This is a genomic window from Streptomyces sp. MK37H, from assembly GCF_018035285.1.
In the GTDB taxonomy this organism is placed as follows: domain Bacteria; phylum Actinomycetota; class Actinomycetes; order Streptomycetales; family Streptomycetaceae; genus Streptomyces; species Streptomyces endocoffeicus.
In genome coordinates this window covers 1-24,827 of record NZ_JAAAYH010000090.1, presented here as the reverse complement: position 1 = coordinate 24,827, position 24,827 = coordinate 1, and the positions used below count along the sequence as shown (strand labels likewise).

At 71.5% G+C, this 24,827-nt stretch carries 25 protein-coding genes; 11 read left to right on the top strand and 14 right to left on the bottom strand.

What is annotated here, in order from left to right:
* The 7 genes from GWI24_RS15605 to GWI24_RS15575 form a co-directional block, all read right to left on the bottom strand.
* On the bottom strand, positions 1–1,569 hold a 1,569-nt coding region (locus tag GWI24_RS15605; RefSeq protein ID WP_308343652.1), incomplete at its 3' end, for a class I adenylate-forming enzyme family protein.
* Positions 1,570–1,611: 42 nt separating this feature from the next.
* On the bottom strand, positions 1,612–2,334 hold the full coding sequence (locus GWI24_RS46545; RefSeq protein WP_210946550.1) for a cupin domain-containing protein: 723 nt from the start codon (positions 2,332–2,334) through the stop codon (positions 1,612–1,614).
* Positions 2,331–3,542 carry an SIS domain-containing protein gene (locus GWI24_RS15595; protein ID WP_210946549.1) on the bottom strand — a complete coding sequence of 404 codons (1,212 nt, stop codon included), beginning with the start codon at positions 3,540–3,542 and terminating at the stop codon, positions 2,331–2,333. The genes GWI24_RS46545 and GWI24_RS15595 overlap by 4 nt, the downstream gene beginning before the upstream one ends.
* Positions 3,539–4,345 carry a BtpA/SgcQ family protein gene (locus tag GWI24_RS15590; RefSeq protein WP_247616391.1) on the bottom strand — a complete coding sequence of 269 codons (807 nt, stop codon included), beginning with the start codon at positions 4,343–4,345 and terminating at the stop codon, positions 3,539–3,541. Before GWI24_RS15590 ends, GWI24_RS15595 begins: the two co-directional genes overlap by 4 nt.
* 3 nt (positions 4,346–4,348) lie before the next feature.
* A complete protein-coding gene (locus tag GWI24_RS15585; protein WP_210946548.1) occupies positions 4,349–5,920 on the bottom strand; it encodes a pyridoxal phosphate-dependent aminotransferase in 1,572 nt (523 codons plus the stop codon).
* A gap of 57 nt (positions 5,921–5,977) precedes the next feature.
* Positions 5,978–6,895 carry a TauD/TfdA family dioxygenase gene (locus tag GWI24_RS15580; RefSeq protein WP_210946547.1) on the bottom strand — a complete coding sequence of 306 codons (918 nt, stop codon included), beginning with the start codon at positions 6,893–6,895 and terminating at the stop codon, positions 5,978–5,980.
* Positions 6,896–6,913: 18 nt separating this feature from the next.
* Positions 6,914–8,143: an MFS transporter gene (locus GWI24_RS15575; protein ID WP_308343651.1), complete on the bottom strand. Its 1,230-nt coding sequence runs from the start codon at positions 8,141–8,143 to the stop codon at positions 6,914–6,916.
* Positions 8,144–8,518: 375 nt separating this feature from the next.
* Here GWI24_RS15575 and GWI24_RS15570 point away from each other — a divergent pair, with 375 nt between their 5' ends.
* The 7 genes from GWI24_RS15570 to GWI24_RS46205 all read left to right on the top strand — a co-directional run bounded on the left by GWI24_RS15570 (position 8,519) and on the right by GWI24_RS46205 (position 13,732).
* Positions 8,519–8,908 (top strand): NUDIX domain-containing protein, encoded by a 390-nt coding sequence (locus tag GWI24_RS15570; RefSeq protein ID WP_308343650.1) that lies wholly within the window; start codon positions 8,519–8,521, stop codon positions 8,906–8,908.
* Between the two features lie 257 nt (positions 8,909–9,165).
* Positions 9,166–10,131: a helix-turn-helix transcriptional regulator gene (locus GWI24_RS15565; protein WP_308343649.1), complete on the top strand. Its 966-nt coding sequence runs from the start codon at positions 9,166–9,168 to the stop codon at positions 10,129–10,131.
* A gap of 370 nt (positions 10,132–10,501) precedes the next feature.
* The gene (locus tag GWI24_RS15560; protein WP_210946545.1) at positions 10,502–10,993 is read left to right on the top strand and encodes a hypothetical protein; all 492 of its coding nucleotides are present in this window, start codon (positions 10,502–10,504) and stop codon (positions 10,991–10,993) included.
* A gap of 222 nt (positions 10,994–11,215) precedes the next feature.
* Positions 11,216–11,443 carry a hypothetical protein gene (locus tag GWI24_RS15555; protein WP_210946544.1) on the top strand — a complete coding sequence of 76 codons (228 nt, stop codon included), beginning with the start codon at positions 11,216–11,218 and terminating at the stop codon, positions 11,441–11,443.
* Positions 11,440–11,808, top strand: coding sequence for a response regulator transcription factor (locus GWI24_RS45220; RefSeq protein ID WP_247616390.1), 369 nt, complete (start codon positions 11,440–11,442; stop codon positions 11,806–11,808). Before GWI24_RS15555 ends, GWI24_RS45220 begins: the two co-directional genes overlap by 4 nt.
* A gap of 6 nt (positions 11,809–11,814) precedes the next feature.
* Positions 11,815–13,587 (top strand): AfsR/SARP family transcriptional regulator, encoded by a 1,773-nt coding sequence (locus GWI24_RS15545; protein ID WP_210946543.1) that lies wholly within the window; start codon positions 11,815–11,817, stop codon positions 13,585–13,587.
* A 13-nt stretch (positions 13,588–13,600) separates the two neighbouring features.
* Positions 13,601–13,732, top strand: a complete 132-nt coding sequence (locus tag GWI24_RS46205) for a hypothetical protein (RefSeq protein ID WP_281790075.1) — start codon at positions 13,601–13,603, stop codon at positions 13,730–13,732.
* 61 nt (positions 13,733–13,793) lie between these two features.
* On the opposite strand, the gene GWI24_RS46540 is transcribed toward GWI24_RS46205, so the two are convergent.
* Positions 13,794–14,360 (bottom strand): CGNR zinc finger domain-containing protein, encoded by a 567-nt coding sequence (locus GWI24_RS46540; RefSeq protein ID WP_210946542.1) that lies wholly within the window; start codon positions 14,358–14,360, stop codon positions 13,794–13,796.
* Between the two features lie 143 nt (positions 14,361–14,503).
* Between GWI24_RS46540 and GWI24_RS15535 the strand changes: the two genes are divergently transcribed.
* Positions 14,504–15,520, top strand: a complete 1,017-nt coding sequence (locus tag GWI24_RS15535) for a hypothetical protein (RefSeq protein WP_210946541.1) — start codon at positions 14,504–14,506, stop codon at positions 15,518–15,520.
* A gap of 138 nt (positions 15,521–15,658) precedes the next feature.
* Positions 15,659–16,141: a molybdopterin-dependent oxidoreductase gene (locus GWI24_RS15530; protein ID WP_210946540.1), complete on the top strand. Its 483-nt coding sequence runs from the start codon at positions 15,659–15,661 to the stop codon at positions 16,139–16,141.
* Between the two features lie 32 nt (positions 16,142–16,173).
* Here GWI24_RS15530 and GWI24_RS15525 read toward each other — a convergent pair whose 3' ends face one another.
* Positions 16,174–17,025 carry a putative RNA methyltransferase gene (locus GWI24_RS15525; RefSeq protein ID WP_210946539.1) on the bottom strand — a complete coding sequence of 284 codons (852 nt, stop codon included), beginning with the start codon at positions 17,023–17,025 and terminating at the stop codon, positions 16,174–16,176.
* A gap of 252 nt (positions 17,026–17,277) precedes the next feature.
* Between GWI24_RS15525 and GWI24_RS15520 the strand changes: the two genes are divergently transcribed.
* Positions 17,278–18,522, top strand: a complete 1,245-nt coding sequence (locus GWI24_RS15520) for a glycoside hydrolase family 71/99-like protein (protein WP_210946538.1) — start codon at positions 17,278–17,280, stop codon at positions 18,520–18,522.
* Positions 18,523–18,594: 72 nt separating this feature from the next.
* On the opposite strand, the gene GWI24_RS15515 is transcribed toward GWI24_RS15520, so the two are convergent.
* Genes GWI24_RS15515 through GWI24_RS15495 form a run of 5 tightly spaced genes read right to left on the bottom strand, consistent with a single transcriptional unit; the run spans position 18,595 to position 23,766 of the window.
* On the bottom strand, positions 18,595–19,707 hold the full coding sequence (locus GWI24_RS15515) for a glycoside hydrolase family 99 protein (protein ID WP_210946537.1): 1,113 nt from the start codon (positions 19,705–19,707) through the stop codon (positions 18,595–18,597).
* Between the two features lie 42 nt (positions 19,708–19,749).
* Positions 19,750–20,616, bottom strand: coding sequence for an NAD(P)-dependent oxidoreductase (locus GWI24_RS15510; RefSeq protein WP_210946536.1), 867 nt, complete (start codon positions 20,614–20,616; stop codon positions 19,750–19,752).
* Positions 20,613–21,521, bottom strand: a complete 909-nt coding sequence (locus GWI24_RS15505) for a carbohydrate ABC transporter permease (protein ID WP_210946535.1) — start codon at positions 21,519–21,521, stop codon at positions 20,613–20,615. Before GWI24_RS15505 ends, GWI24_RS15510 begins: the two co-directional genes overlap by 4 nt.
* Complete coding sequence (locus tag GWI24_RS15500; RefSeq protein WP_308343648.1) at positions 21,518–22,504, bottom strand: sugar ABC transporter permease; 987 nt, start codon at positions 22,502–22,504, stop codon at positions 21,518–21,520. The genes GWI24_RS15505 and GWI24_RS15500 overlap by 4 nt, the downstream gene beginning before the upstream one ends.
* Positions 22,501–23,766 (bottom strand): ABC transporter substrate-binding protein, encoded by a 1,266-nt coding sequence (locus GWI24_RS15495; RefSeq protein ID WP_210946534.1) that lies wholly within the window; start codon positions 23,764–23,766, stop codon positions 22,501–22,503. Before GWI24_RS15495 ends, GWI24_RS15500 begins: the two co-directional genes overlap by 4 nt.
* 299 nt (positions 23,767–24,065) lie before the next feature.
* Here GWI24_RS15495 and GWI24_RS46535 point away from each other — a divergent pair.
* Positions 24,066–24,827, top strand: a 762-nt coding sequence (locus tag GWI24_RS46535) for an IclR family transcriptional regulator (RefSeq protein WP_210946533.1), incomplete at its 3' end; no start/stop codon positions are given.

Below are 24,827 nucleotides of genomic sequence, written 5' to 3'. Positions count from 1 at the left end.
CCGGCGGAGGACCTTGCCGGTGCGGGTCCTCGGGATGGCGTCGAACAGCTCCACCCGGCGCGGCAGTACAGCGGGCCGGAACGCCGCGGCCAGCGCGGGCAGCACATCGGGCGGGCCGTCGGCGCCGGGCATCGGTACGACCGCCGCCACGATCTCCTCGCCCAGGAAGCGGTGCGGAAGCGCGGCACACGCGGCGTCCCGGACCCGGGGCACGGCGCGCAGCACCCGGTCCATCTCGTCCAGGGAGACGGTCTCGCCCCCGACCTTGGCGATGTTCTTACGACGCCCGGTGACCACGACGAAGGGCTCGGGGTGATCCGGGTCGGCCACCTCCATCCCCAGGTCCTGGGTGTGGAACCAGCCGCCCGCGAACGCCTCGTCGGTCGCGGCCGAGTTCGCCTCGTAGCGGGACATCACATTGTGGCCGCGCACACAGATCTCTCCCACCTGCCCGGGGGCCGCCCGCTCGCCCTCCGGGGTCAGCACCGCCACCTCGTTGCCGAACACGGCCGTGCCGATTGTGGGGATGTCGGTGTCGAGCATCAGCCGCCGGTAGGTGTCCTCGGACAGATCGGCGGGGAGCGTGGTGGAGAAGTTCACCGTCTCGGTCAGCCCGTAGCCCTGGAGCACCCGGGCACCGAAGCGGTCCCGTACGGCCCGTGCGGTGCGGGTGGTCAGCGGTGCGGCGGCGGAGACGAAGTACCCGAAGCCAGAAGGGAGTCCGGGCGTCCGCCACGTCTCCAGCAGCGCCTCCAGCACACTGGGCACCACGCTGGCGATCCGCGGCCGGAACCGCTGGAGCAGCCGGGGGTAGCGCAGCGGGTCGAAGCCGTCCGCGAGCAGCACATGGGCACCGGCCGCCAGGACGCCGAGGACGGTGAAGTGCAGACCGTTGACATGGTGGACGGGCAGGCAGCCCAGCAGCCGGTCACCGGGGCGCAGCCCGTGGTGGCGGCCGAGGGCCTCCGCGTTCACGGCGGCGTTGTAGTGGGACTGGGCCACCAGTTTGGACGCCGCGGTGGATCCCGAGGTGGCGAAGAACAGGGCGTCCTGATCCGGGTGGATCTCCGGATCGGCGGTGTCGCCCTCCGGCTCCTCCAGGGTCCGCGGATCGGGGAGGGCGACCGCCTCCGGCAGCGCCTCGGCGGACACCGACGGCGGCCGGAGCACCAGCTGCGCCCGTACGGCCCCGGTCTGCTGCCGTCGGCGATCGGCGGGGTCCTGCGGGCCGAGCAGCAACAGGGGGCAGCCCGCCCGCAGCACCCCGAGGACGGCCACGATCGAGGCCGGGTCGTTGACCGGGGCGAGGGCCACGGTCCGGCCGGGCGCCACCTGGAGCTCGGCGCGCAGCCATCGGGCCAGCCGCCGGCTCAGCCGGTCGGCCTCGCCGTAGCTGAGCGTGCTGAGCTCACCGTCGTCCGCCACGGTGGTCAGGAAGGGGGCCCCGCCCCGGGCCCTGGCGTGGTGCGCGAGCCAGGACACCAGGGTGGGATGCGGGGTCAGCCGGTCCTCGAAGGGGATGCCACGGTAGGTGTGGGCCAGTTCGGCGTCGGTGCGTGGCGAGGACACCGCGCTGGTGGGAAATGGCGAGGGGGATGGCGAGCCCATCGCTCACCCGAACCGGTGGGGGGAGTGGGTGCAGCCCTTCGCCGCGAGCTCCTCGCCGCTGGTGGCCCGGATGTCGCACAGCCGGCAGGTGATCTCCCCCAGCTCGCCCAGCAGCGCCGCGTACGCCGTCAGCTCCTGCCGGTCCGGGCTGTCGAGGCGGCGGTGCGGCGCGCCCACGGACAGGATCATGTGGTCGGTGACCGCGCCCACCGCGTGGGTGACGGCGCCCTGGACCATGTACACCTGACCGGGCCGGGTCCGCACGATCTCACCGGCCACCGCGATCGTCCCGGTGCCCGCGAGCACGAACAGCAGATGGTCCCCGGGATGGGTGTGGGGTGCGAAACCGCTGCCCGCCGGGACATGGAGGATGTCGGCTCCCACATGTCCGCTGGACACCAGGGAGTGTCCGGTGGCGGCGGCCGTCTTCATCACCTTCGTCGGGCCGGGCTCGACCGTGATGCCGAGCTGCTGTGTCGAGCCGTCCAGGCCCAGGTCTTCGGCCCAGTCGCAGATCAGCAGCGGGCCGGGCGGGGTCTCGGGCGCCTCGGGGCGCCCCTCGGCGGGCAGCGCGTCCGCCTTGGCGCGGCCGAAGACCGAGAGCAGTTCGAGCGATTTCGCCTTGCGCTCGGCGGGGTCGAGGTCGTGCAACTCCTCCGTCAGCAGGGAGATGATCTGCTGGGTGGACAGGTCGGTGGACAGGTCTTCCGTCGTGGTCCGGGTCACGGTGTCTCTCCACGGTGTCGGGGGGTGGTGGTCGGGGTCGGACGGGGCAGGTCGGCCAGGAACGGCGCCCGTCCCAGGAGTTGGGCCAGATGGCAGGAAAGAGGGGCGGCGAACACGTGGTAGAGGAGGGGCGAGAACTCCTCGCGTACGCGCCCGGTCACCGGCAGCGCGGCCCAGCCCTGCCGGGTGATCGCGGAGTCGTCCTCGGGCGCCACGGTGATGACGCGCCGACCGAGCGCCGCAGCTCTCGCGGCCACTTCCGCGGCGTGCCCGTACGTGCGGCCCGGCGCGGCCACCACGATCACGGGCGTCCCGGGCGGGCGGGCGAACCGCTCGACATGGCACCACTCCTCCAGGTCCTGCCCGGTGGCGAAGACGCCGGAGGTCTCGATCACCTTGGCGGCCGCGAAGAGCGCGGTGCCATGGGAGGGGCCGCTGCCGAGCACGCTCAGCACGGCCGCGTCGGCGATGCGCTCGGCGATCTCGGGGCACCGGGACCGGGCCGCCGCTACGGTCGCCTCGACCGGTCCGGCCAGTGCGCTCAGTTCGCCGCGCAGGGCGTCCGCCTCCTGCCCGGTGAGGCGGCCGCGCAACGTGCCAAGACGGATGGCGATCAGCAGCAGGCCCAGCACACTGGCCTGGTAGGTGCGCACACCCGGCGACCGCTCGGTGTCCGGCAGGGTGACCAGGAGGGTGTCATCGGCCGCCCGCGCCAGCGGGCTGTCGGGCGTTCCGGTGACCGCGATGGCATGCGCCCCGCCCTCCCGGGCCCGTTCGGCCGACCGCACGACGAGCGGGGTGCGGCCCGATGCGGAGACCGCGAGCGTGAGTTCGTGACGCGGCGGGCGGCCCTCGGCGCCGGGGCGGCCGACGGGGCGGTCGACGGGGTGGTCGCCGGGGTGGTCGTACTCCACGAACCGCAGCGCGTTCACCGGGCGGCAGTCCACCCCGGCCAGCGAGGCGAAGGCCATCCGCACGGCGCAGGCGGCGTGGTAGGAGTCGCCGTCGCCCACGATGCTGACGGTGTCCACCGCCGCCCACCGCGCGGGCAGCAGGGCACGCACCCGCTCGTCGAAGGGCCCGGTGCGCTCGCGGAGGTCCCCGGCGAGGGCATCGGCCTGACGCAGCATCACCGACGGGTCCAAGGGCGGCGGTGGCGCCTGGATTCCGGCTCCGGCCCGCGGGTTCGGATCGTTCCGGCCGGTCACCGCTCCAGCCTCCGTACGATGTCCACGTACTCCGCCACCCGGGCGCGGTCGATCTCGCCGCCCCAGCCGTCGCGCTCCAGGCAGGTGCCCACGAACGCCCCGTCCGCCGCGGCCATCAGCCGTGCGGCGTTCTCGTGGCGGGTGTGTCCGGCCAGGATCACGGGCAGGCCGGGGGCTGCCTCGCGGACCGAGGCGATCATCCCCAGCGCGGTGTCCTCGTCCGGGTGGCACAGCGACACCGCGTCGGCACCGACGGCCTTCGCCGCGCGCGCCACCTCCGCCGTGGTCTTCTGCCCGTCGAACCACCGGAAGTGCATCGAGTCGATCTCGGCGATGATTCTGACGTCTTCGGCGCCGATCCGGCGGCGGTAGTCCATCACCGCCAGCGGGTCCGCCCGCACCATGCCGTGCGCGGTGAGGGTCTGCCCCACCAGGGCGCCCGCGCGGATGTAGCCACCGCCCGCCACCTTCGCCACCGCCAGGGACGCCTTGAGGGCGTTGCGCATCAGTTGCACACCGATGTGGAACCGTTCGTCGGTCGCGTCGGCCACCGCACGTGTGATCAGGCCCATCGCCACCGTGCGCGCCGGGTCGGACTCCTCGTCGACGGTGTACACCCGGTCCACGGTCTGGATCAGGCAGCCGTCCGCCCCGCCCTCGTACAGCGCCCGCGCGGACCGCACCGCGGTGTCGAGAATCCGGGCGAAGGAACCCTCCTCGTGGAAGGGGGTGCCGGGCAGCGGTGACAGGTGCACCATGCCGAGGACCAGCTTGCGGCCGCCCGCGGTCAGCCATCCGTTCATGGATCAGCCTCCGTGTCCGGGGGCGGCGTGGATACGCAGCCGGTCGAGGGCGGGGGCGAGCTCGTCCCACGGCCGGGACGTGGTGATGCGGACGACGCCGCCGGAGAGGCAGAAGGTGAGGATTCCGGGGAACACCGAGACGCCGGTCTCCCGCAGGACGTCGCGGAAACACCGGTAGGAGTCGTCCCAACCGGGCAGCTCCACGGCGGTGTTGATGGAGAAGCGCGGCGGAAGCACCCGGCCCGGGATCTCCGCCAGCCGTACGGTGGCCGCGTCCCGCAGGACGGTCAGATCCTCGGCCCGGCGCAGCCGCTCGGCGCGGTAGCCGCGGTAGGCGTTCCGCAGCCGTTCCAGGTCGATGTCGTACGAGGACTCGAACTCCTTGGCCTCGGCCGGACCCGGTGTTTCGACGCCCGTGATGAGCCACCGCTCCAGACGGGCGAGCACCTCGATGACCGTGTAGAAGAACGAGGGCGGGCCGCCGAAGGAGGACGACGCGTACTCGTAGTACTCGTCGATGAACGTCGGATCGGCCAGGAACCACCCGGCCTTCAGCCCCGGCGCCGACCAGGTCTTGGAGAGGCTGGACACCCGCACCACCTGGGGCGCCGCGCGGTCCGCCGACCGTTTCCCGTAGTCCCCGAGCCACTCGTGGCACTCGTCCAGCACGATGACCGTGGAGGGCGAGGCGGCGCGGATCAGCCGGACGAGATCGGCCTCGGCCACGGCGGCGCCGGTCGGATTGCCCACCGTCTGCAGCATCACCAGCGGGGTGTCCGGGGTGAGCGCCGCGATGAGCGGCTCGAGGGAGGTCTGGCCGCCCTCGGAGGCCAGGGGCACCAGCCGCACGTCATGCCTGCGGGCTATCGTCTCCACCAGCGGCGGGTAGTTGGGGATCGCGCACAGCGCCGGTGCGGCGGGCCGCGCGCCGCCGTGCAGCACGAAGTCGGCGAGCGTGCTGATGGCGAAGGTGCCGCCCATGGTGATGGCCACGTTCTCGGTGCCGTAGCGCGCCCCCTCGATGCGGGCGTTCTCGTACGCGGCGATCGCCTCGCGCGCCGGGACCCGGCCGCGCGAGTCGGAGTAGCCGTACCAATCCCGGTCGAGGGCGTAGCGGATGCACTCCTTCAGGCTCTGTGGCAGCCCCCACCGCTCCTCGTCGATCGACCCGCTGGAGAGGATGTAGCGGGCGCTGTCCCGCAGTTCGCCGTAGAGGTCATCACGGAAGAACCAGTTGAAGAGCTCCTTGACGAAGCGGACGGTGGCGCGGGAGGAGAGCACCTCCTCGGCCTCGACGGACCGGCGCGGCCTGCTGGCACGCCAGGTCTCGGCGAGCGCCGGGCGCAGGGCGTTGCCACCGAGCTCGTGCTCGATCCGTCCCAGCCACAGGTCCCGCAGCTCCAGCGGGTCGTGGGGGTCGCGGGCCCGGGCGTAGACCTCCAGGACACGGTGGTCGACACCGGGTGTGAAGACATCGCGGATGCCACCGGGATGCGGTGGGCGCGCCGCGGTCTCGCGCGCGTCCGGCGGGGCGTGACACGGACGCGGAGACGGTACGGATTCGAAGAGTTTCATGCGTTTCCCCGAGTGGGCCGCCCCTGTGGGCGAACGTGAACGGATGGCATGGGCGGGCTACACGACGCGCAGGCGCTTGAGGTGCCGGAGCCGCGCCTCGGGCGTGGCCGAACCGCTGGTTCTCCCGTGGAAGAAGTAGGTGTTGTCGATGACGACGAGCAGCCCGCGCCGCCACTGGAGCCCCTGCGCGTGCTCGGGCGCGTACATGGCCGCCAGCAGCTCGCGGAGCGCGTCGCCCACGGCCGTGGCGTCCTCCTCCGGCCCCTCGTACGACCACCGGAGCTCATCGGCGAGGAAGTCGCGGAAGGAGAACACCCAGCGGTCCCCGACCTGCCGGGCGATCGTGGGAACGCCGGGGCGGTCGCGGTATCGGGTGCGGGAGAGCACGGCCAGCGTCTCCGGGGACAGCCGGCGCGCCACCTCCCGCATCGGCACGAGCACCGTCCTGGCACCCTGCGCCGCGTCCCCGGGGGCGAGGCACATCAGCACGATGTAGCGCGGCTGTGTGTCGACGGGGGCGCCACTGCTCTCGGTGTGCAGCGAGAGGTGGTTGACGGCGAAGGGCTGCAGGGACACATCATCGGTGCGGGCGTGCTCGCTGCGCAGGTTGAGGATCACCTCCCGCTCCACATACGGCGCGACGGCCGGGTCCCGTTCGGGCATGGCCGTGCCCAGGAACGCGCCGAGCGCGGTGAACCGGTCGTCGGTCAGGGGCTCGTCGAGCTGGATCGCGGCCAGGCCACGGCTCCACAGCTGCTCGGACACCTCCTCGTGGAGGGCGTCACGCGGCCCGGCCGTCAGATCCGGCCGGGGACGGCCGGTGACATCGGCCAGCGGGACGCCGTTCCCCAGCAGCCGCTCGCGCGGTGTGAGGTGCGGATCGGCCGCGCCGGCCAGGAAGGTGCCGTGGGCGGGCCCGTCCCCGGCGCTCCGCACCGGGGGCCGGACGGGGGAGAGGGTGGATCGATGTTCCATCGCAGTGCTCCTTGGGGGTCAGCCGCTGTGGGCGAGCCGCGGGGCGCGGGTGCGCTCGGCCCAGCCGACGACCGGCTTCATGGCCAGGCCGGCGAGGATGAACAGGCCGCCGAGCAGCAGCCAGCCGAGGGCACCGCCCTGGAGGACGGTGGCGGTGAGGAAGGTGGGCGCGATCATGGCGGAGGCCGCGTAGCCGGAGAAGAAGAACCCCTGGTACTGCCCCTGCTTGTCCGATGGCGCGAGGTCGAACCCGATGACCCAGGCACCGGCCGACAGCACCATCTCCCCGTACACATGCACCGCGCCGGCCAGCAGCAGGAAGGCCACGGCCATGGCCATGCCGTCCGCCGACGACGCCGCGAACAGTACACACGCGGCGCACAGGATGAAACCGGCCTGCCGGACGGCCCGTACGGCGAGCGGAAGCTCGGACACCCGCTTGGCGATCCGCACCTGGAACGCGACCACGCATCCCGTGTTGAGCAGGAACAGGGCCGTCACCATCCAGCGAGGGGCGTCCGTATGACCGGCGATCCACAGCGGCACCACGATCTCCAGCAGCACCGCGTGCAGGGACAGCACCGCGCTCAAGGCGGTGACCAGGGCGAAGGGCCGGTCGCGCAGGACGGCGAGCCGGGGCTGCCCGGGGCCGCCCTGTGCCGCGGCCACCGGCGCCACCTTCGGCAGGGCGGTCAGCACGGCCGCGGCCACCAGGAAGGACAGGGCGTCCAGCACCAGGACGGTACGGAATGCGGCGGGGGAGTCCAACTGCAGCGCGATGCCCGCGAATCCGGCCCCCACCGCCACGCCCACATTGGTGATCGCGCGCAGATAGGCCCGGGTCTCCACCAGGTCCTCACCGCGCAGTGTGCCCGCCACGGCCGTCTGGAGGGCCGCCCGGCCGCCGCGCTCCAGCACCACGAACAGACACGCCGATACGGTGAATTGGGCGAAGGAACCGACGACGAGATAGCCGGCGGCCGCCAGTCCGTTGAGGGCGATCAGCAGCGCCGCCGTTTCGCGCCCGCCGCGGCGGTCGGCCATATGCCCCAGGGGAACTCCGGCGAACAGCCCCACCGCTCCGGCGATGGTCAGCCCGAGTCCCAATTGGGGCACGGAAATTCCGACCACCGTGGTGAAATAAAGCGCTGAACACGTCATGAAGGCGCCCTGCCCCATGGTGAGGAAGAGGGTCGCCAGGGCCAGAACGCGTCCGGGCCCCGAAGCGGGGAGAAGTCGATTCAGCACGCAGACAACTGTAGGGATCCGGCGGAATTCCCCGGGAACTGCGAAAACGGCGGCGGCGGTTGGGAAAATGACCGCGCAATGACCGGAGCTTTCCTCGGGTGGCCGGTCCCCCGGGCCCGCCGGGGCCCGGGCGGAGCCGGGCCGGTGGTGGGCTTTCCCACTGGTACGGCGGCCCGGTTGTTGTATGTTGCCTGCTGCCGCATGCCGAGGAAGCGGAGTGGGAGGCTCATGGGGTACACGCGCGGACGCCGCGTCACACACTGTTCCTACTGCGGTACCGCCTTCGCCGAGGGAGCCGGCTGGCCGCGGGACTGCTCCGGCTGCGGTGAGACCCAATGGCGCAACCCACTGCCCGCGGCGGTGGTCCTACAGCCCGTGGCAACGTTGTCAGGCGGGCTCGGGGTGGTCGTGGTGCGCCGGGCCATCGAGCCCGCCCTGGGGCGGCTGGCGCTGCCCGGAGGCTATGTGGAGGTCGGCGAGACCTGGCAGGAGGGCGCCGTGCGGGAACTGCGGGAGGAGACCGGTCTGGCGGCCGATCCGGGGCGGGTCCGCCTCTTCGACGTGCACTCCACCCGTGACACCCTCGAGGTCTTCGCCCTGCTGCCGGTGCGCGACGCCGCAACCCTGCCCGAGGCCGCGCCGATGCCCGAGACGGCCGGATGGCAGGTCCTCGACGCACCGGTCACGCTGGCCTTCGACGGACATACGACGGCCGTGGCCGCACTCCTGGGGACGGCCTCGCACGCCGGGGCCGGGCCCGAGTGAACCTGCCCGCGGCGATGGACGTCTGTCACACCAGAGCGCTTCTGACAGGACCAGTGGGAGAAGAGAAAAGAAAGCGAAATGCTGCAGAGACACCGGCTGTCCGATGTCGGATTCCCGTCCGATGGCTCGTCGACAAGACTCCTCGACGGACGAGGGGAGAGCTTGTGAAGCCGCCCCTCCAGCGGGCCGCTTGCGGCTCCTCCTATGTGAGTGACACCGAAGTCGCAGTGTATTCCTGCATACTGCGATTCCAGCAGGTGACCAGGAAATCCCTGTGCACCTTATCCGAGCTGGAAATCTCCCAGGAAGAGCTCGACGCGGCGGTCGACCGGCTGAAGGAACTGGGCCTGCTGCGCTCCCACTCGAAGGACCCGGCGCTCCTGGTGCCCGTCGACCCCGACCTGGCCGCCGCCGCGCTCACCGCCCCGATCCAGGAGTCCCTCCAGCAGCGGCGTCGCCAACTCGACCAGATCAGCGTCGAGTTCGGCCGACTGCGGGCCCACTTCCTGGAAGGCAGGCGGCGACACGCCGCCGGGAGCATCGAGGTGGTCGGCCATCTGGACGAGGTCCGCGCCGCCTTGAACCGCGCCTCCAACGAGTGCCAGGAGGAGGTGCTGAGCAGCCAGCCGGGCGGCGGACGGGCACCGGAGGTGCTGGAGGAGGCCATCAGCCGGGACACGGCGTTACTCGCCCGGGGGGTGCGGATGCGCACCCTCTACAACCACACGGCCCGGTTCAACGCGCCGAGTCAGGCGTACGTGGCCGTCATGTCCGGCCTGGGCGCCGAATACCGCACCGTCCACGATCCCTTCGGCCGCCTGATCGTCTTCGACCGGGACCTCGCGTTCATCCCCGACCGGGACGGAAGCCTGGGGGCGGTGATCGTGCGCGAGCCGTCCGTCGTCGGCTATCTCTGCTCGGTCTTCGAGAACGCCTGGGCGCATGCCCGGCCCTTCTCCGACGCCGCCGTCGACGGTCTGGAATCCGTGGCGAAAGAGCTGGACGGAACGATCCTTCGCCTGCTGGCGGCGGGCTACAAGGACGAGGCGATCGGCCGCAGACTGGGGATGTCGCTGCGCACCACACGCAAGCACGTCGCCGACATCATGGACACCCTCGGCGCGGTGAGCCGGTTCCAGGCCGGAGTCCTCGCCGCCCGCGCCGGTCTGCTGGACCACGACGAGAGCGAACCGGACACCGGGGCCGGCGAGGCCGCCCGGTAATCGGTGCCCGTCCGGCAGTGGGCGGGGAGGTGAGGCCGCGACGGTGGTATGCCGTCGCGGCCTCACGCGCTCCGGCGGAAAGTGGCTGCTGTCACCGCGGCCGCACGCGTCCTGGCCGAATGTGTCTGTCACGCCGGCGCGGGACCGCCGGTACGGGACTGGCACACCGGACCGCCGGCGGGCGAGGATGGGCAGCCGCCTGCGCGGGGGGTTCCGTGGACGAGACTTCCGGCGGCCCATTGGGCCGCCCCCTGTCGTCAGCTGCCCATGCCTGCCGTGTGATCGGTGCTCGATCGCCTCGGTGAGCGCTCGCGTCGTCCGTTGCCGGTGGCGGTCACGAGAAGCGACCTTTCGAGAGCGAAGGGCAAGGGTGTCCGATACCGACTGGGAACTCTTCCTCCGTGACCTGGCGCTGTGCCTGTCGACGTACCAGGACAGGGGCCCCGCGGTGGTATGGCCCGAGCGCGCCCACAGCGTCCTCCCGAGTCTTGACGCGACGTACGGCGGGGAAGTGGCGGACACGGAGTGGTGGCCCGCGCCCCTCGGCGCGCGCGCCCGCCAACTGGCCGCCGATCTGGGCCATGTCATGGGCTACCCCGTCGAGGCGTACGAACGGCTGCTGCCGGCCGGGACGGCGCTCCCCCTCGGACGCGTCGGCGCCGATGTCCTGCTCTTCCCGCTGAGCGGCGGAGCGCGCTGCCGCGTCGAGGACCCGGGCCCCGCGGATACTCAGGGCGGGGGAGTCGAACTGCGGCTGCGCGCCGGGGAGATGGTCTTCGTGCCCGCACGCCATTCCTGCACGCTCTCCGAAGCCTGGGCGCCGTGCCGGCTGCTGCTGTTGGTGCTCCACGCCACACCATGACCGCGCCCATGCGGGGGCGGTCATGAGCCGCGGACGCCTCGTCGCGGCGACGCCGGGCGACCGAAGAATCCGGTTCTGCTCCTTATGTTCCCCCCTCGTTTTGTTGCCGGGCACCTTGGTGAGCGGCGGAACGCGTGGTGCGCGGGCCGGGGCCGAGCCATGATCGATCCATCCGAGCCCAGGGCCGATTCCTACACCGGATCTCTTCCACCGGAGGCCAGAATGCGTACGTTGCTCCTCACCGCCGTCATGACCGCGATCGCCGCACCGGCCCTCTCGCTCTTCCTGAGCACGGCCGCACACGACCGAGCCGGCACCGGCACCCGCGGCCTTCACCCGCTCGCCGTCGCCATGGACGCCATGCCCCTGGCGGCGGACGGCGCCAAGTCGCCGGGCGAGGACGACACCGGCTGGGGCCTGCACGGCAAGGCTCTGCCGTCGGGCCGATGAATGCCGGACGGCCCGGCCGTCAACCGCTGGATTTTCTCAGCGACCGCGAACGCGAGGTGCTGGACCGCGTCCTGGAGGGGCACACCTACCCCTCCGTGGCGCGCGCTCTGGGCCTCAGCCCGCACACCGTCGACACGTATATGCGACGCATCCGTGCCAAGACGGGGGCCACCCATCGCCTGCAACTGCTGCGGCTCGCGATGGCCGACGCCCTGGAGACGGGCTCGGGGGCCGCAAGGAACACGGGGGCCGCAAGGAACACGGGGGACGCAAGAAATACGGGGGCCGCAAGAAACACGGGGGACGCAAAGAACACGGGGGACACGGGGGACACACGGGGACACGCGCATCCAGACAGAAGGTGAGGTTCCGTGGACTTCCACTTGCTCGGGCCCCTCGAGGTGCTCGATGACGGAGTGCCGGTGCCGCTGGGCGGAGTGATCAAGCGTGGGGCGCTCGCCCATCTGCTCATCCACGCCAACAGTGTGGTGGCCACGAGCAGACTGCTGGCCGCCCTGTGGCCCGGCGACACCCCGCTCACCGCCCGGAAGATGCTCCAGAACGCGGTCCGGGACCTGCGCCGGACCCTGTCCTGCGAACCCGGCTCCGAGGGGCGGGCCACGCTGGTGACCGACGCCCCGGGGTACCGGCTGCGGGTGGACCCCGACGCCGTCGATCTGCTCCGCTTCCGGCGGGCGGTGGAGCGCGGCCGGGCCGAGGTGGCCGCCGGCTCCTACGAGTCGGCCGCGCGGGTGCTGCGGGAGGCCCTGGGGCTGTGGCGGGGGCCCGCGCTCGCGGACCTCGTCGAGGACGGCCTCGTCTGGCCGGAGTTGACCGCGTGGGAGAACAGCCGGCTCAACGCCCAGGAGGACCTCTTCGAGGCCGAGCTGGCGTGCGGCCGTCACCACGCGGTCCTCGGAGAGCTCCAGGCAGTGGCCGCCGCCGAGCCGACGAGGGAGCGCCTGAGCTGTCAGCTCATGCTGGCGCTGTACCGCTGCGGACGGCAGACCGAGGCGCTCGCCGCCTACCGCCACCGCCGCGTGGAACTGGTCGAGCGGTACGGCCTCGAGCCCACCCGCGAGATGCAGAAGCTGGAGCGGGCGATCCTCGCCCACGACCCGGAGCTCGACCCTCCGTCCCGTCCCGCGCTGGTCGAGGGTTCTGTGCTGGTCGATGGCTCCGTGCTGGTCGATGGCCTCCCGCCGGGCGAGGGTCCCGGACCGGTCGAGGGGCATCCGCTGGCCGACGGCCCCGGGCTGGGTGATGTGACGCCCCTTCCCAGGCCCGATGTGGCGCGCGAGCCCCCGGCCACCCCGGCCCAGGGCAGGGCGGGTCTCGCCGCGGTGGGCGGACGTGCCACCCGGCCACGGCGGCTGAGCGAGTTCACCGTGGAGCACAAGCGGATCAGCCTCGTATGGGTGCGGCACGCGCTGGAGGGCCACGGCCACGATCCCTCGTGCGTCCAGGACGCGCTGCGGGAGGCCGAGCGGGTGGTCCGCGAGGAGGTCGCACGGTTCGGCGGGACCATGGCCCATGCGGCCGGGCCGGTCTTCTCGGCGCTGTTCGGTCACCCCGAGACGAGTGAGGACGACGCGGCCCGGGCGGTACGGGCGGCGTTCGCGATGCGCGACCGCTTCTCCGGTCGTGGCATGAGCCCCGCCGGTCCCACCGGTCCCACCGGTCCCACCGGTCCCACCGGTCCCACCGGTCCCACCGGTCCCACCGGTCCCACCGGTCTCACCGGTTCCGTTGGTCCCGCGCTCAGGGCCCCCGGCCCCGCATGTCTCCATGTCGCCGTGGTCACGGGCGACGCCTATCTGCTGTTCCGGCCGGGGGAGGCGGACACCGCCCCGAGGGTGATGGGGGAGGCGGCCGACCGATGTTTCCGGTTGCTGGCGCTCGCCCCGCAGGGCCAGGTGCGGGTGTGCGAGGTCACTCGCCGCGCCAGCGAGCCGGTCATCGCGTACCGCGTCGGCCCGGAGCCCCCCGATGGCTGGGAAGCCGTCCGGGTCCGCAGGCAGGGACACGGCACGGAGGTCCGCCAGGGACACGGCGCGGAGGTCCGCCGTACGGCCGGACCCCGGGACTGGGCGGCGCTGCCCGCTCCGGAGTCCGGGGAGATCCCCGCCCACGCCGCACTGTGACGGCCGGGGTGCGGTGAGCGCCGAGGCGCCGCCTGGTCGGCGAGCGCTCAGCAAGCTCGACATCATCGACGTGGGCCACTTCGTCTGGGAGGAAGGCGCGGACGACTATGCCAAGGCCGTCACCGGCTGGTGGCGGGCGAACTGACCTTTCTCCACTGTCCGTTCCGCCCGGCGGCTCTCGGGTCAGCCGCCGGGCGGTTTCGAGGTCAGCCGCCGGGCCGGGCCTTCTTCCGGGCCCGGTACGCGGCCACGTTGCTCTTGTTGCCACAGGTGTCGTACGCGTGCCAGCGCTGGGTGCGGCTGCGCGTGGTGTCGTAGAACGCGTGGTCGCAGCGCTCATTGGCGCAGATACGGATACGCGGCCAGGTGCCATCGGAGATGAGCTCCGCCACCGCGAGGGTGATGCCACCGAGCACGGGGTCGCCGCCCACCTGCCGCAGCCGCACCTTCCCGGGCTCGGAGAAGTCCTGCCGCAGCGTGACGGAGGACGCGCGCTCGGCCAGCTGTGCCCAGCCGGGTGCCGCCTCCGCGCTGTCCGGTGCGGTGATGATGTCCATGAGGGTCGTGCGCAGGCCGCGGATCTTGGCCATGCGCTGCGGTGATGGTCTCTCCGCGGCGGGCTGGCCGAACGGGCGCAGGACGGCGCTCGCCGTCTCGGGGTCCTGGAGCGTCTCCGGGAACGCGGGGCCGTGCGGCCGGGAGTTGAGCAGGTCCACGATCGCCTCGGCGGTCGCGGGGATCCGCCGCCCGGAATCCGATTCTTCTCTGGCCACCCAGCCATGCTAGCACATGGTCTATTGGTGAATGAGGCTTACACCCCGGTGGCTGTGCATGCTATAACGTAAGCGTCTAAAAAATTAGCCCATTACGCGGCCTCATCAACTCCGTGGCTCCACCAACTCCTAGGACTCAGCTCATGGTCTTCGCCACTTCGGTCGAATCCCCGCCGCACGCAGCCCCCGCCTCCCGTGGCTCGCGGAGCGCGAGCATCAGTCTGCTGGCGATCTCGCTGGGCTCGGCGGGCCTCGGTGGGGCCTGGCAGGCGGCGGCCTCCGCCGTGTCGGCGTGGATCCAGATCAGCGATGCGCTGTACGCGGCCAGCGGGCTGATCTGGGTCGTGCTGCTGGCCGCGTACGTACGCCACGGCGGAGCCCGGTGGCGCAATCTGCGCGAGGATCTGCGCCACCCGGGCCAGGGGTTCGCCCTCGCGTACGTCCCCATCATCGGCATGCTGATCACCGGCCACTTCTCGCGCTTCGGCCAGGAGGGGGCCCGCTGGGCCTACGCGGTCTTCCTCGTGGCGGCCGCGCTGGTCGCCGCCCGTCTGCTCGCCCACTGGCTCACCGGCACCCTCAGTGAGACCGCCCTGCACCCCGGCTATCTGCTGCCGGTCTCCTCCGGGCCGTTCATCGCGAGCATCACCGCGTCGACGCTGCGCCTCCCCGAGGTGGCGGCGGCGGCCTTCGCCGTGGGGGTTCTGTACTGGCTGGCCTTCGGCACGGTCATCCTCGGCAGCCTGGTCACCAGCAGTCCGCTTCCGCCACCGGCCCGGCCCACCCTCACCGTCCTGATCATCCCGCCCGCCGTCGGCGGCAGCGCCTGGCTCGCCGTCCATGGAGGCCGCCTGGACGGGGTCGGCTACGGGTTCTCCGGCATCCTCTTCTTCACCCTCGCCCTGGTCGTGTTTCTGCTTCCGACCCTCCGTGAGCGGTCCTTCCACACGGGGCTGTGGGTCTACATCTTTCCGGTGGCCGCCACCACGAACTTCCTGGTGCGCTGGTCGTACGCGGCGGACGTGCCGGACCGGGAGGTCGTCGTCTGGGCGCTGCTGGCCGTGGCGAGCGGAGCGTTCCTCCTCCTGGGCGCCGCGACGCTCGTCCACGGCGGTCGGCTCTGGCGCCTGCGGTCCGGTGGTCACCCGAATCATCGGTGAGTGGTTCGCCTTAGCCGCAGATGCAAGGGAAATGCAGGTTTCTTCCTCGCATAAGCGCGATCCTTGGTCTATCGGCATGGCATGTGCGTTTGCCTGGGATGGGTGTTCGGGTAACGCTCCTCCAGGAGGTGGTAGCCCGTGAGTGACTCCCTCGCAGCCGCCAGTACGGCCGCCGGTCCGATGGCGGAAGTCGTTCTCACCGGCGATCTGACCCGCCCCGCCCGGTTGACGGTGTCCGAGCTGCTCACCTGGCCCCAGCATCGGGCACGGGTGAGCTTCGACTGCGCCACCAGCGGCATCCAGCGCCACCGCTTCACCGGGCCGTTCCTGCACGACGTCCTGGTCGCCGCCGGCCCCGGCTTCGACCCCGCCCGGCGCAAGGACCGGCTGCGCTTCCTGATCGCCGTACGTGGCGCGGACGGCCATCGCGCGCTGCTGTCCTGGGCCGAGATCGACCCGGACTTCGGCCGTGCCCCGGTCCTGCTCGCGGTCACCATCGACGACACTCCGCTCGACCGCGCGGGCCCTCAGCTCGTCCTGCCCCAGGACCGCTGCGGCGCCCGGTACATCAGCGGCATCGAGGCGATCCGCGTGGACGGCGGATACACCGTCTGGACCTGAGGGCGCGGAGCGGAGCCCGATGGGGCCCGGCGTCAGACCAGCGGACGGTACGCCGTGAGCGTGACGGACAGCGTCACATCGCAGGGCTGGGGCAGCTGCGCGATGCGCTCCTCGAGCCGCCCGCCCTCCTGATGCCAGGCGTTGGGGCCCATCCCCACCAGCTGCGGCAGGGCCTTGTGGTCCAGTGTCATGGTGCTCCGCGATCGCTCGCGGGCCACCTCGGTGAAATGCGCCGAGAGCCGGTCCGCCAGCCGCTCGTCCTTCTGCTCGCCCACCCGCAGCAGCCCCAGCGCCTCCACCAGTTCCCGTAGATGATCGGGCCGGGGCGTCACCACCAGCAGCACACCCTCAGGACGCAGAATCCGCCGCAACTCGGCCGGATTGCGCGGTGCGAAGACATTGAGGACCACCGACGCGGCCCCGTCGGCGAGCGGCAGCCCGTCCCAGGCGTCGGCCACCACCGCGCTGATCCGGGGATGTGCCCGCGCGGCCCGGCGGGCGGCGAACTTGGAGATGTCGAGCAGGATCCCCTCGGAGTCCGGGAACTCCGACATCACCCGGCCAAGGTGATAGCCCGTGCCGCCGCCGATGTCCACGACGCAGCCGAGGTCCCCGTCCGTCGCCTCCGGTGCCGTCTCGCGCGCCAGCGTGGCCAGTGCCCCGGCGATCGGTGCGTAGTGACCGGCGGCCAGGAAGTCCGCGCGGGCCGCCACCATGGCGGCGGTGTCCGCGCTGAACTTGGCGGCGCCACGGAGCAGATTGACATACCCCTGCTTCGCCACGTCGAAGCTGTGCCCCTGCGAGCACCGCAGCGTGCCGTCGGTCATCGTCATGGCGCCGGAACAGTACGGACAGTGAAGGTACCGAACCGCCTCTTTCCGCATCGTGTCCCCCGTTACCGCCGTTGTCCTGACAGGACCCCAGCCTATGCAGAGGACCCGGGGGTGCCGGACACCCACCCCCTGCCTCGGTCGGCAGGCGGGTTCGTTCCTTGGAATAACACGAGCGGCCAGGGTGGCGGTGGCCGCCTGAATTCGGCTTATCGTCAATTAAATTGCGGAACCGTTAATGCGTTATTACGCTCCGCCGCAGCGAGCACCCCACACAAGCCGCTCACTGCCGGAAAGGCAGGCCCCATGGGTATTTCACGCCGCCATCTCCTCGGTTCCGCGCTCGGTGCCACGGCACTCGGCGCGTTGGGCACCGCCAAGCTGACGACGGGCACCGCCACCGCGGCCAGTCCGCCCGGTGACGTCGTCGGCAAGATCACCGTCGGCTATCAGGGCTGGTTCGCCTGTGCGGGTGACGGTGCCCCGATCAACGGCTGGTGGCATTGGGCCGCCGATATGTCCCGGCCGCCGTCGCCCGGCAATACGGGCATTCACAGCTGGCCGGATATGCGCGACTACGCCAAGGGCTACAAGACCGACTACAACAACCTCAACAACGGCCAGCCGGCCACCTTGTTCTCGTCCTATGACCAGCAGACCGTGGACACCCACTTCCGCTGGATGCAGCAGTACAACATCGACACCGCCGCCCTCCAGCGCTTCAACCCGTTCAGCCCCGAGGGGCCGACGCGCGACGCCATGGCCACCAAGGTTCGCTCGGCGGCGGAGAGGTACGGCCGGAAGTTCTACATCATGTACGACGCCACCGGCTGGCTCGACATGAAGGGCCAGATGAAGCAGGACTGGACCGACAAGATGAAGGCCCACACCGCGTCGTCGGCCTACGCCCGGCAGAACGGCAAGCCGGTGGTGGGCATCTGGGGCTTCGGCTTCAACGAGGCCAACAAGCCCTGGTCGGCGGCGGACTGCCTGGACGTCGTCAACTGGTTCAAGTCCCAGGGCTGTTATGTGATGGGCGGGGTCCCGACCCACTGGCGGTCCGGCAACGAGGACTCACGTCCCGGCTACATCGGCGTCTACCACGCCTTCCACATGCTCTCGCCGTGGATGGTGGGCCGCATCGGCAACATCGCCGACACCGACCGCTTCTTCACCGGCGTCAACACCCCGGACCAGGCCGACTGCAACGCCAACGGCATCGACTACCAGCCGTGTGTGCTCCCCGGCGACACCCAGTCGCGGCAGCGCGCCCACGGCGACTTCATGTGGCGGCAGTTCTACAACATGGTGCGGGTGGGCGCACAGGGCATCTACATCTCCATGTTCGACGAGTACAACGAGGGCAATCAGATCGCCAAGACGGCGGAGAACGCGTCGATGGTGCCGTCCGGTTCGGGGATCTGGGCGCTCGACGAGGACGGCACCGTCTGCTCCTCGGACTACTACCTCAGGCTCACCGGAGACGGCGGCCGGATGCTCAAGAAGCAGATCGCGCTGACCCCCAACCGGCCCACGAAACCGGTCGCCTAGCGCGGGGTGCCGGGCGGACCCCGCCGGGTCGGTCCGCCCGGCGCGTCCGCCCGGCGCGTCCGCCCGGCGGCCTCAGCGGCGGCGGGCGGCGGCCTCGAACCGGCCCACCCAGTACGCGGTGCGGTCGAGATAGGCCGTCTCGGCCGCGCGGCCCGTCCGCCCGTACGCTCCGCTGTAGGTCCGGTAGCTCAGCGCCGTGGGCGGGGTGGTGGTGGCGGGCTCGATCTGGCTGCCCTCGTGCCACTCGTTGAACGAGGTGATCGAGACCCAGGTGGGCGGGCCCCCGTTGGCCGGGGAGAGGGCGTTGTTCCACTCCAGGTCGTAGGTGGCGCCGTCCGCGCGCTCCAGGGTGGGCGTGGTGTTGCCGGGCACGGCACGGTCGTCGATGTAGCCGGGGCCGATGGACGGCGCCCAGACCATGCCGTGGTCACGGCAGTACGCGGCCGGGCCGCCCCACTGCGGATTGTTGCCCGCGGCGATGGCGTCGTAGGTGTACATGCCGCCGAAGTGCGCCACCTTCGACACGTCCGTGGTCTGGGCCAGCACGATGGCGCGGTCGGCCACCTGATCAAGCGGGGTCCAGTCGACGATCCGCAGGGACTCGAAGATGTAGTACGCGCCGCGGTTGCCGTGTGCCGCGTCCCGGTAGAAGGCCGGATGGCCGCCGTACCGCTGGATGAGATAGCCGATGTCGTCCACCACGGACTGCGCGGTGCGTCCGGCGTACGGCTCGATGTGCCAGGCCACCTTGAGCCCGTGCGCGGCCGCCGCGTCCAGGAGCAGCGGCACCCGCTGGTCCTCGTAACCGCCCCGCCCCCACCAGCTGGTGACGAGCACACCGGTGCGGGCCTGGGCCAGCCACCCCATGTGGCGGTCGGCCACGGCGCGGTCGCCGGAGTCGTACGCACCGGCCACCGGGTAGAAGTCGGAGCCGATCCGGTCGGGCGGGGTGAGGCCGCCCTGCGGCCAGTGACGCCAGGAGCCGCTGACCGCGGGGCTGCCGTACCAGGGGTAGTAGAAGATGTGCACGTCCGGCGAAGGGGCGGGCCGGACCGCCGGTGAGTTGGAGGCGGCGGGCACGGCGGCCGCCCGGCCTCCCACCGCGGCGAGGGCCCCGGCGCCCAGGGCGCCCGCGGCCGTGCGGGTCAGAAAGGTCCGGCGCGTGGTGCCGGGGCTCTGTGCCATCTCACGTTCCTTCCGTGGGGGAGGAGCACCTCGGAACCCTCGTCAGTGGGGGTCCCCGGTGCCGGCGTCCGCGGTGCGCCAGCCGTGGGCGGGGGAGAAGCCCAGCAGCCGGGCGCAGCGCGAGGTGTCGTACAGCCCCGCGAAGCGGGACAGCGGCGCCGTGATCTCGGCGGTGGGGTGGTAGCGGGCGAGCAGTTCGGCCGTGGGGATTTCCGAGGAGGTGTCCGGCGCCGCCACGTACAGCACATGGCTGCCGTGCGTCTCGGCGGCGAGCGCGGCCCGCACCGCCGCGGCGGCGTCGCGGGTGTCCAGCCACCCCCACAGATCGCTCGCGTGGTGGCCGGGATCGGCGTGCACGGCGGCCAGTTGGCGGGTCAGCCGTGGGCCGGTGCCGGTGAAGGGGAAGCGCAGACAGACGGTGTCGGTGCCCCAGCGCCGGTGGGCGCCCTCGGCCACCTGCTCCAGGACCAGCTTGGAGAGCCCGTATGGGTCCTCGGCGAGCGTGGCATGTGATTCGTCGACCGGTAGATAGCCAGGTGAGCGCGGGTGGGTCGACCACGCCAGCCCCAGCGCCCCGATGCTGGAGGCGGCCACCGCGCGGCGCACCCCGGCGCGTCCGGCCTCGTCCAGCGCCAGATACGCGGTGTGGCAGTTGGCGGTGAACTGTCCCGCCGGGTCCTCGGAGCCGGGGTGCGGGATCGCCGCGAGATGGACGAGCGCCTCCACCCCGCGCAGCGCCTCCCGCACCAGCTCGCGGTCGCGCAGGTCCCCGGTCAGGCCGCGCTCCAGGCGCGGGTCGTCGAGGGGTTTCCGGTCGGTCGCGGTCACGCGGTACCCGTGCCGCAGCAGGTCGTCCACCACATGGCGGCCGATATGGCCCGCGGCGCCGGTCACCAGGACGTGTGTCATCCCTTCACCGCCCCGACGAGTCCGTTGACGAAGTAACGCTGGAGTGCGAGGAAGAGCAGGATCACGGGGATCACCACGATCAGCGCGCCGGCCATCAGGTTGTTGTAGTGCGGCACGTTCTGCGCGGAGAGCTGTTGCAGGCCGAGGGAGAGCGTGTACGCGGACTCGTCGTTGAGCGAGACCTTGGTGAGCAGATACTCGTTCCAGGTCGGGATCGCCGTCAGCAGCGCCACGGTGATCAGCGCGGGCCGGGCGAGCGGCAGATAGACGCGGGTGAAGATGTGCGTTTCCCCGGCCCCGTCGACCCGGGCGGAGTCGCGCAGCTCATGCGGTACGGCCGTGAACGCGCCGGTCAGCAGCATCACCGAAAGCGGCGCGGTGCCGTTGACGAACGGCAGGACGAGCCCGAAGTGCGTGCCGAGGATGCCGAGGTTGTGCTCCAGCAGGATGATCGGCAAGAGCACCGTCACACCGGGGACGAACAGCAGCGCCACGAACAGCCGGTACAGCCAGGCGCGGCCCGGGAAGCGCAGCACCGCGAAGGCGTATCCGGCGGCGGCGTAGATCAGCAGCGTGAGCACCACGGTCAGGGCGGTGACCTTGAGGCTGTTGAGGAAGTAGTCGAGGAAGTGGAGCCGGTTCCAGGTGTCGGTGAGGGTGTGCAGCGTGGGGTGTTCGGGGATGAGATGGCCACCGCGCACCACCTCGAACTGGTGCTTGAAGGCGCCCGACACCATCCACAGGAACGGATACAGACTCACCAGCGCGTACCCGGCCAGCAGCGCACCGATCAGCACGCGTGCGCCGATCCGGTGCGTGGCGGTGGTCCTGGCGGTCGGTGTGTTCGGTGTGTTCGGTGTCTTCGGTGTGTTCGGCGCGGCCGAAGGGGCGGGACGTGTCGTCATACGCGGCTCCGCAGTGCTCGCAGATTGATCAGGGCCAGCACGATGGCGACGGCGAACAGCATCCAGCCCAGGGCGCTGGCGAGGCCGAGGGTGGGGGCGAACTTGGAGAGGAAGGCCAGCCGATACGCCTCCAGGCCCAGCACATTGGTGTGGGTGCCGGGCCCGCCGTTCGTCATGATCAGGAAGGTCTGGAAGCCGTGCAGCGCCGATCTGAGGGTGAGCAGCACGACGATCGCAGTGATGGGCCGCAGCAGCGGCCAGACCACCGAGACCTGGGTGCGCCACCAGCCCGCGCCGTCCAGCGCGGCCGCCTCCGTCAGACCGCGGTCGATGGTCTGCAGCCCGGTCAGATACAGCAGCATCGCCACCGGGACCTCGGTCCACACGGTCACCACGACCATGGTGGGCAGCGCGGTGGCGGGGTTGCCGAGGAAGCCCTGCGGCTCCTGGAGCGAGCCGAGTCCGAGGACGCGCAGCAGGTAGTTGACGGCGCCGTCCGGCTGGAGGATGTACTGCCAGGCGTAGAACACGGCGATGCCGGAGGTGACGTACGGCAGGAAGTAAACCGAACGCAGTACCGCCCGCGCCCGGTTGACCCTGCTCAGGGCGACGGCCAGCGGGAAGGACACGGCGACCGTGAGCGCGGGCACGGCGACCATCACGTACAGGGTGTTGACGGCGGCCTCGTGCACCCGTGGCGCGTAGACCGGATCGCGCCACAGCAGATCGGCGTAGTTGTCCAGGCCCACCCAGTCCCAGTGCGGGGCGAAGCCGTTCCAGCGGGCGAAGCCGAGCAGGAAGCCGTAGCCCACGGTGTACAGGCCCATCACGGCGAAGAGGAGCACCGCGGGGGCGACGAAGAGGTAGCCGGTGAGGGCTTCGCGCCCCCGGCCGCTGGGTGTCGCCTTACGGCGGGAGCGTCGCATGGCCGCCGCGGCAGCCGTCCGGGTCGCGGAGGCGGAAGGTGTGCCGAGGGCCGTCACCGCGCCTCCTTCCAGTAGGAGTCGATGAGTTTGCGCAGCCGGAGCCCGGTCTGGGCGGGACTGGTCTGGCGCAGTGGCGACATGTCGATAAGAGGGGCGCCCGCCTCGTCCATGTCGAGGGTCGGCGGCCGGAAGCTGGTGTCGTACGGGTTGTACGTGTTCTCCGGGGTGCCCTTGAACGTCTCCATCAGCCTGGCGAGGTTCGGGCCGAGGACATCTGCGGACTCGGCGCCCAGTTCGGTCGCGGACAGATCCGAGGCGGCTTTGGAGAATCGCGCGGCCACATCCGGCTCGGAGAGGTACCGCATCCACCTCCTGGCCTCGTCCTTGTGGGGGCTCGCGTCGTTCAGGGCGAGGCAGGTCAGCGCGATCGGGCCGAGGGCGAGGTCCTTGACGGCGCCCTTCTCGGGCGCGGGCAGGCCGAAGGCGAGGATGTCATCGGCCTTCATCCCCGCCTCCTGGAGGAAGGCCAGGGTGAAGGTGCCACCGACGTCGAAGGCCGACTTGCCCTGGGCGAACGCCTGGTCGGCGTCGTCGATGGTGAGGGTCTGGGTGCCCGGCATCCAGTACGGCGTCAGCTTGTCGTACTGCTCGAGGACCTCGGCGCCCTTCGGCGAGCCCCAGTCGGCGGACTTCTCCCGCCCGTACAGCGCCTCGTAGCCGTCCTTGCCGAGCCGGGCGAAGGCCAGCGGCTGGCCGATCCAGTTCAGGCCGGTCGAGGGGACTTTCAGGCCGAGGCTCAGCCCGCCGGTCCGCGGCTCCCTTGCCTTGGTCTTCTTCAGGTCGGCGATGAACTCCTCCCAGGTGGCGGGGGGCCGGGTGATCCCGGCGGCGGCGAGCTTGGCCTTGTTGGCGTAGATGATCCCGAACGTCCCGATGGTGAACGGCAGGCTGTAGCGCGCGCCCTTCATCACTCCGTGGCTGGTGGAGGTCGCCGGAAGCGACTGCTCGTACTTGTCCTGGGTGACCGTGCCGGACTGGCGCACGGCCGGGTTGAAGCGGTTGTTCCAGCTCGCCGGGACCCGTCCCCGCAGGTCCTCCGCGATGCCCGCGGCTCCGTAGACGAAATCCTCGCCGTCGGAGTGGACTTCGAAGACGTCCGGCAGATCGCCGGTCATCGCCGAGCTCTGGACCTTGATGCTGTAGGCGTCGTCGGGGGTGTACGCCTGGATCCTGACCTCGATGCCGGTCTTCCGCTCGAACTCCGCGGCGGCGGCCCGCAATCCCGCGACATGCGACTGCTTGAACGTCCACATCGTCATGGCCGCCGAGCTCGCCCCCGATGCGCCGCCGCAGCCACTCAGCGCCGAGGCCGACAGCGCGGCGGCGAGGCCGAGCGCCGCGAGACGGGCGCGCCGTGGCGGCGGGGAGGAACGCCCCGAGGGAGGAGAAAGAGGACAACTGGTCTGCATACGAGCCCCCGCCTGATGCGAAGCGTTCAGAAGACCGAATAGCGTTGGAGTAACGGAACATAGGCTTGCCGTGATATAGCGTCAAGACGAGCTACGGAAGTTGTCGGGCCGGGGCCGGCGGGGCGCCGGGCCGGGGAGCGGAGGCTGGCGTGGAATCGGTGTCGGGAGCAGCGCGGGTCCGGCGTCACGAGGACGTCAAGTCCGCGGCGCGCGTCCTGGAAGTGCTCGAACTCCTGGGCGCCGAGGGCGCCCGGCTCTCGCTCGCCGACATGGCGAGCACCCTGTCCGTGCCCAAGAGCAGCCTGCACGCGGTGCTGCGGACCATGGAGTCCCGCCGCTGGGTGGAGACCGACCCGTCCGGAACGCTGTACAGCCTCGGCCTCAAGGCGCTGCTGACCGGCACCGCCTATCTGGAGAGTGACGACCTGGCCGGGATCGCGGGGCCCGTGCTCGACCTGCTGGCCGAGGAGACGGGCGAGGCCGTCCACCTCGGGCGGCTGGACCATACGGACGTCGTCTACCTGGCCAAGCGCGAATCGCGGCACGCCCTGCGGATGTATTCGGCGGTCGGCCGCCGGCTGCCCGCGCACGCCACCGCGCTCGGCAAGGCGATCCTGTCCCAGTACGACGCGGCGGAGGTTCAGCGCCGCCTCAACTGGCCGCTCCCGGCGCTCACTCCGAGCACCGTCACCGACCCGGACGAACTGCTCGCCCAGCTCGCCGACGCCCGCAAGCGCGGCTGGGCGGTGGACGAGGGCGAAAGTTCGGTGGACATCCGCTGTGTGGCGGTCCCGCTCGGCACCGGGCACGGCGGCGGCGACGCGATCAGCTGCTCGGCGCCGCGCAGCCGGATGGACGACGCCCGGCTGAGCGAGATCGCCGCCCATGTCACCGAGGCGGCCCACTCGTTG

Bases quoted from the DNA above. Each gene is read 5' to 3' on its own strand.
- GWI24_RS15590 (WP_247616391.1), bottom strand. From the start codon at position 4,345: ATGAACGGATGGCTGACCGCGGGCGGCCGCAAGCTGGTCCTCGGCATG.
- GWI24_RS15585 (WP_210946548.1), bottom strand. From the start codon at position 5,920: ATGAAACTCTTCGAATCCGTACCGTCTCCGCGTCCGTGTCACGCCCCG.
- GWI24_RS15580 (WP_210946547.1), bottom strand. From the start codon at position 6,895: ATGGAACATCGATCCACCCTCTCCCCCGTCCGGCCCCCGGTGCGGAGC.
- GWI24_RS15555 (WP_210946544.1), top strand. From the start codon at position 11,216: ATGCGTACGTTGCTCCTCACCGCCGTCATGACCGCGATCGCCGCACCG.
- GWI24_RS45220 (WP_247616390.1), top strand. From the start codon at position 11,440: ATGAATGCCGGACGGCCCGGCCGTCAACCGCTGGATTTTCTCAGCGAC.
- GWI24_RS15535 (WP_210946541.1), top strand. From the start codon at position 14,504: ATGGTCTTCGCCACTTCGGTCGAATCCCCGCCGCACGCAGCCCCCGCC.
- GWI24_RS15525 (WP_210946539.1), bottom strand. From the start codon at position 17,025: ATGCGGAAAGAGGCGGTTCGGTACCTTCACTGTCCGTACTGTTCCGGC.
- GWI24_RS15520 (WP_210946538.1), top strand. From the start codon at position 17,278: ATGGGTATTTCACGCCGCCATCTCCTCGGTTCCGCGCTCGGTGCCACG.
- GWI24_RS15515 (WP_210946537.1), bottom strand. From the start codon at position 19,707: ATGGCACAGAGCCCCGGCACCACGCGCCGGACCTTTCTGACCCGCACG.
- GWI24_RS15510 (WP_210946536.1), bottom strand. From the start codon at position 20,616: ATGACACACGTCCTGGTGACCGGCGCCGCGGGCCATATCGGCCGCCAT.
- GWI24_RS15505 (WP_210946535.1), bottom strand. From the start codon at position 21,521: ATGACGACACGTCCCGCCCCTTCGGCCGCGCCGAACACACCGAAGACA.
- GWI24_RS15495 (WP_210946534.1), bottom strand. From the start codon at position 23,766: ATGACGATGTGGACGTTCAAGCAGTCGCATGTCGCGGGATTGCGGGCC.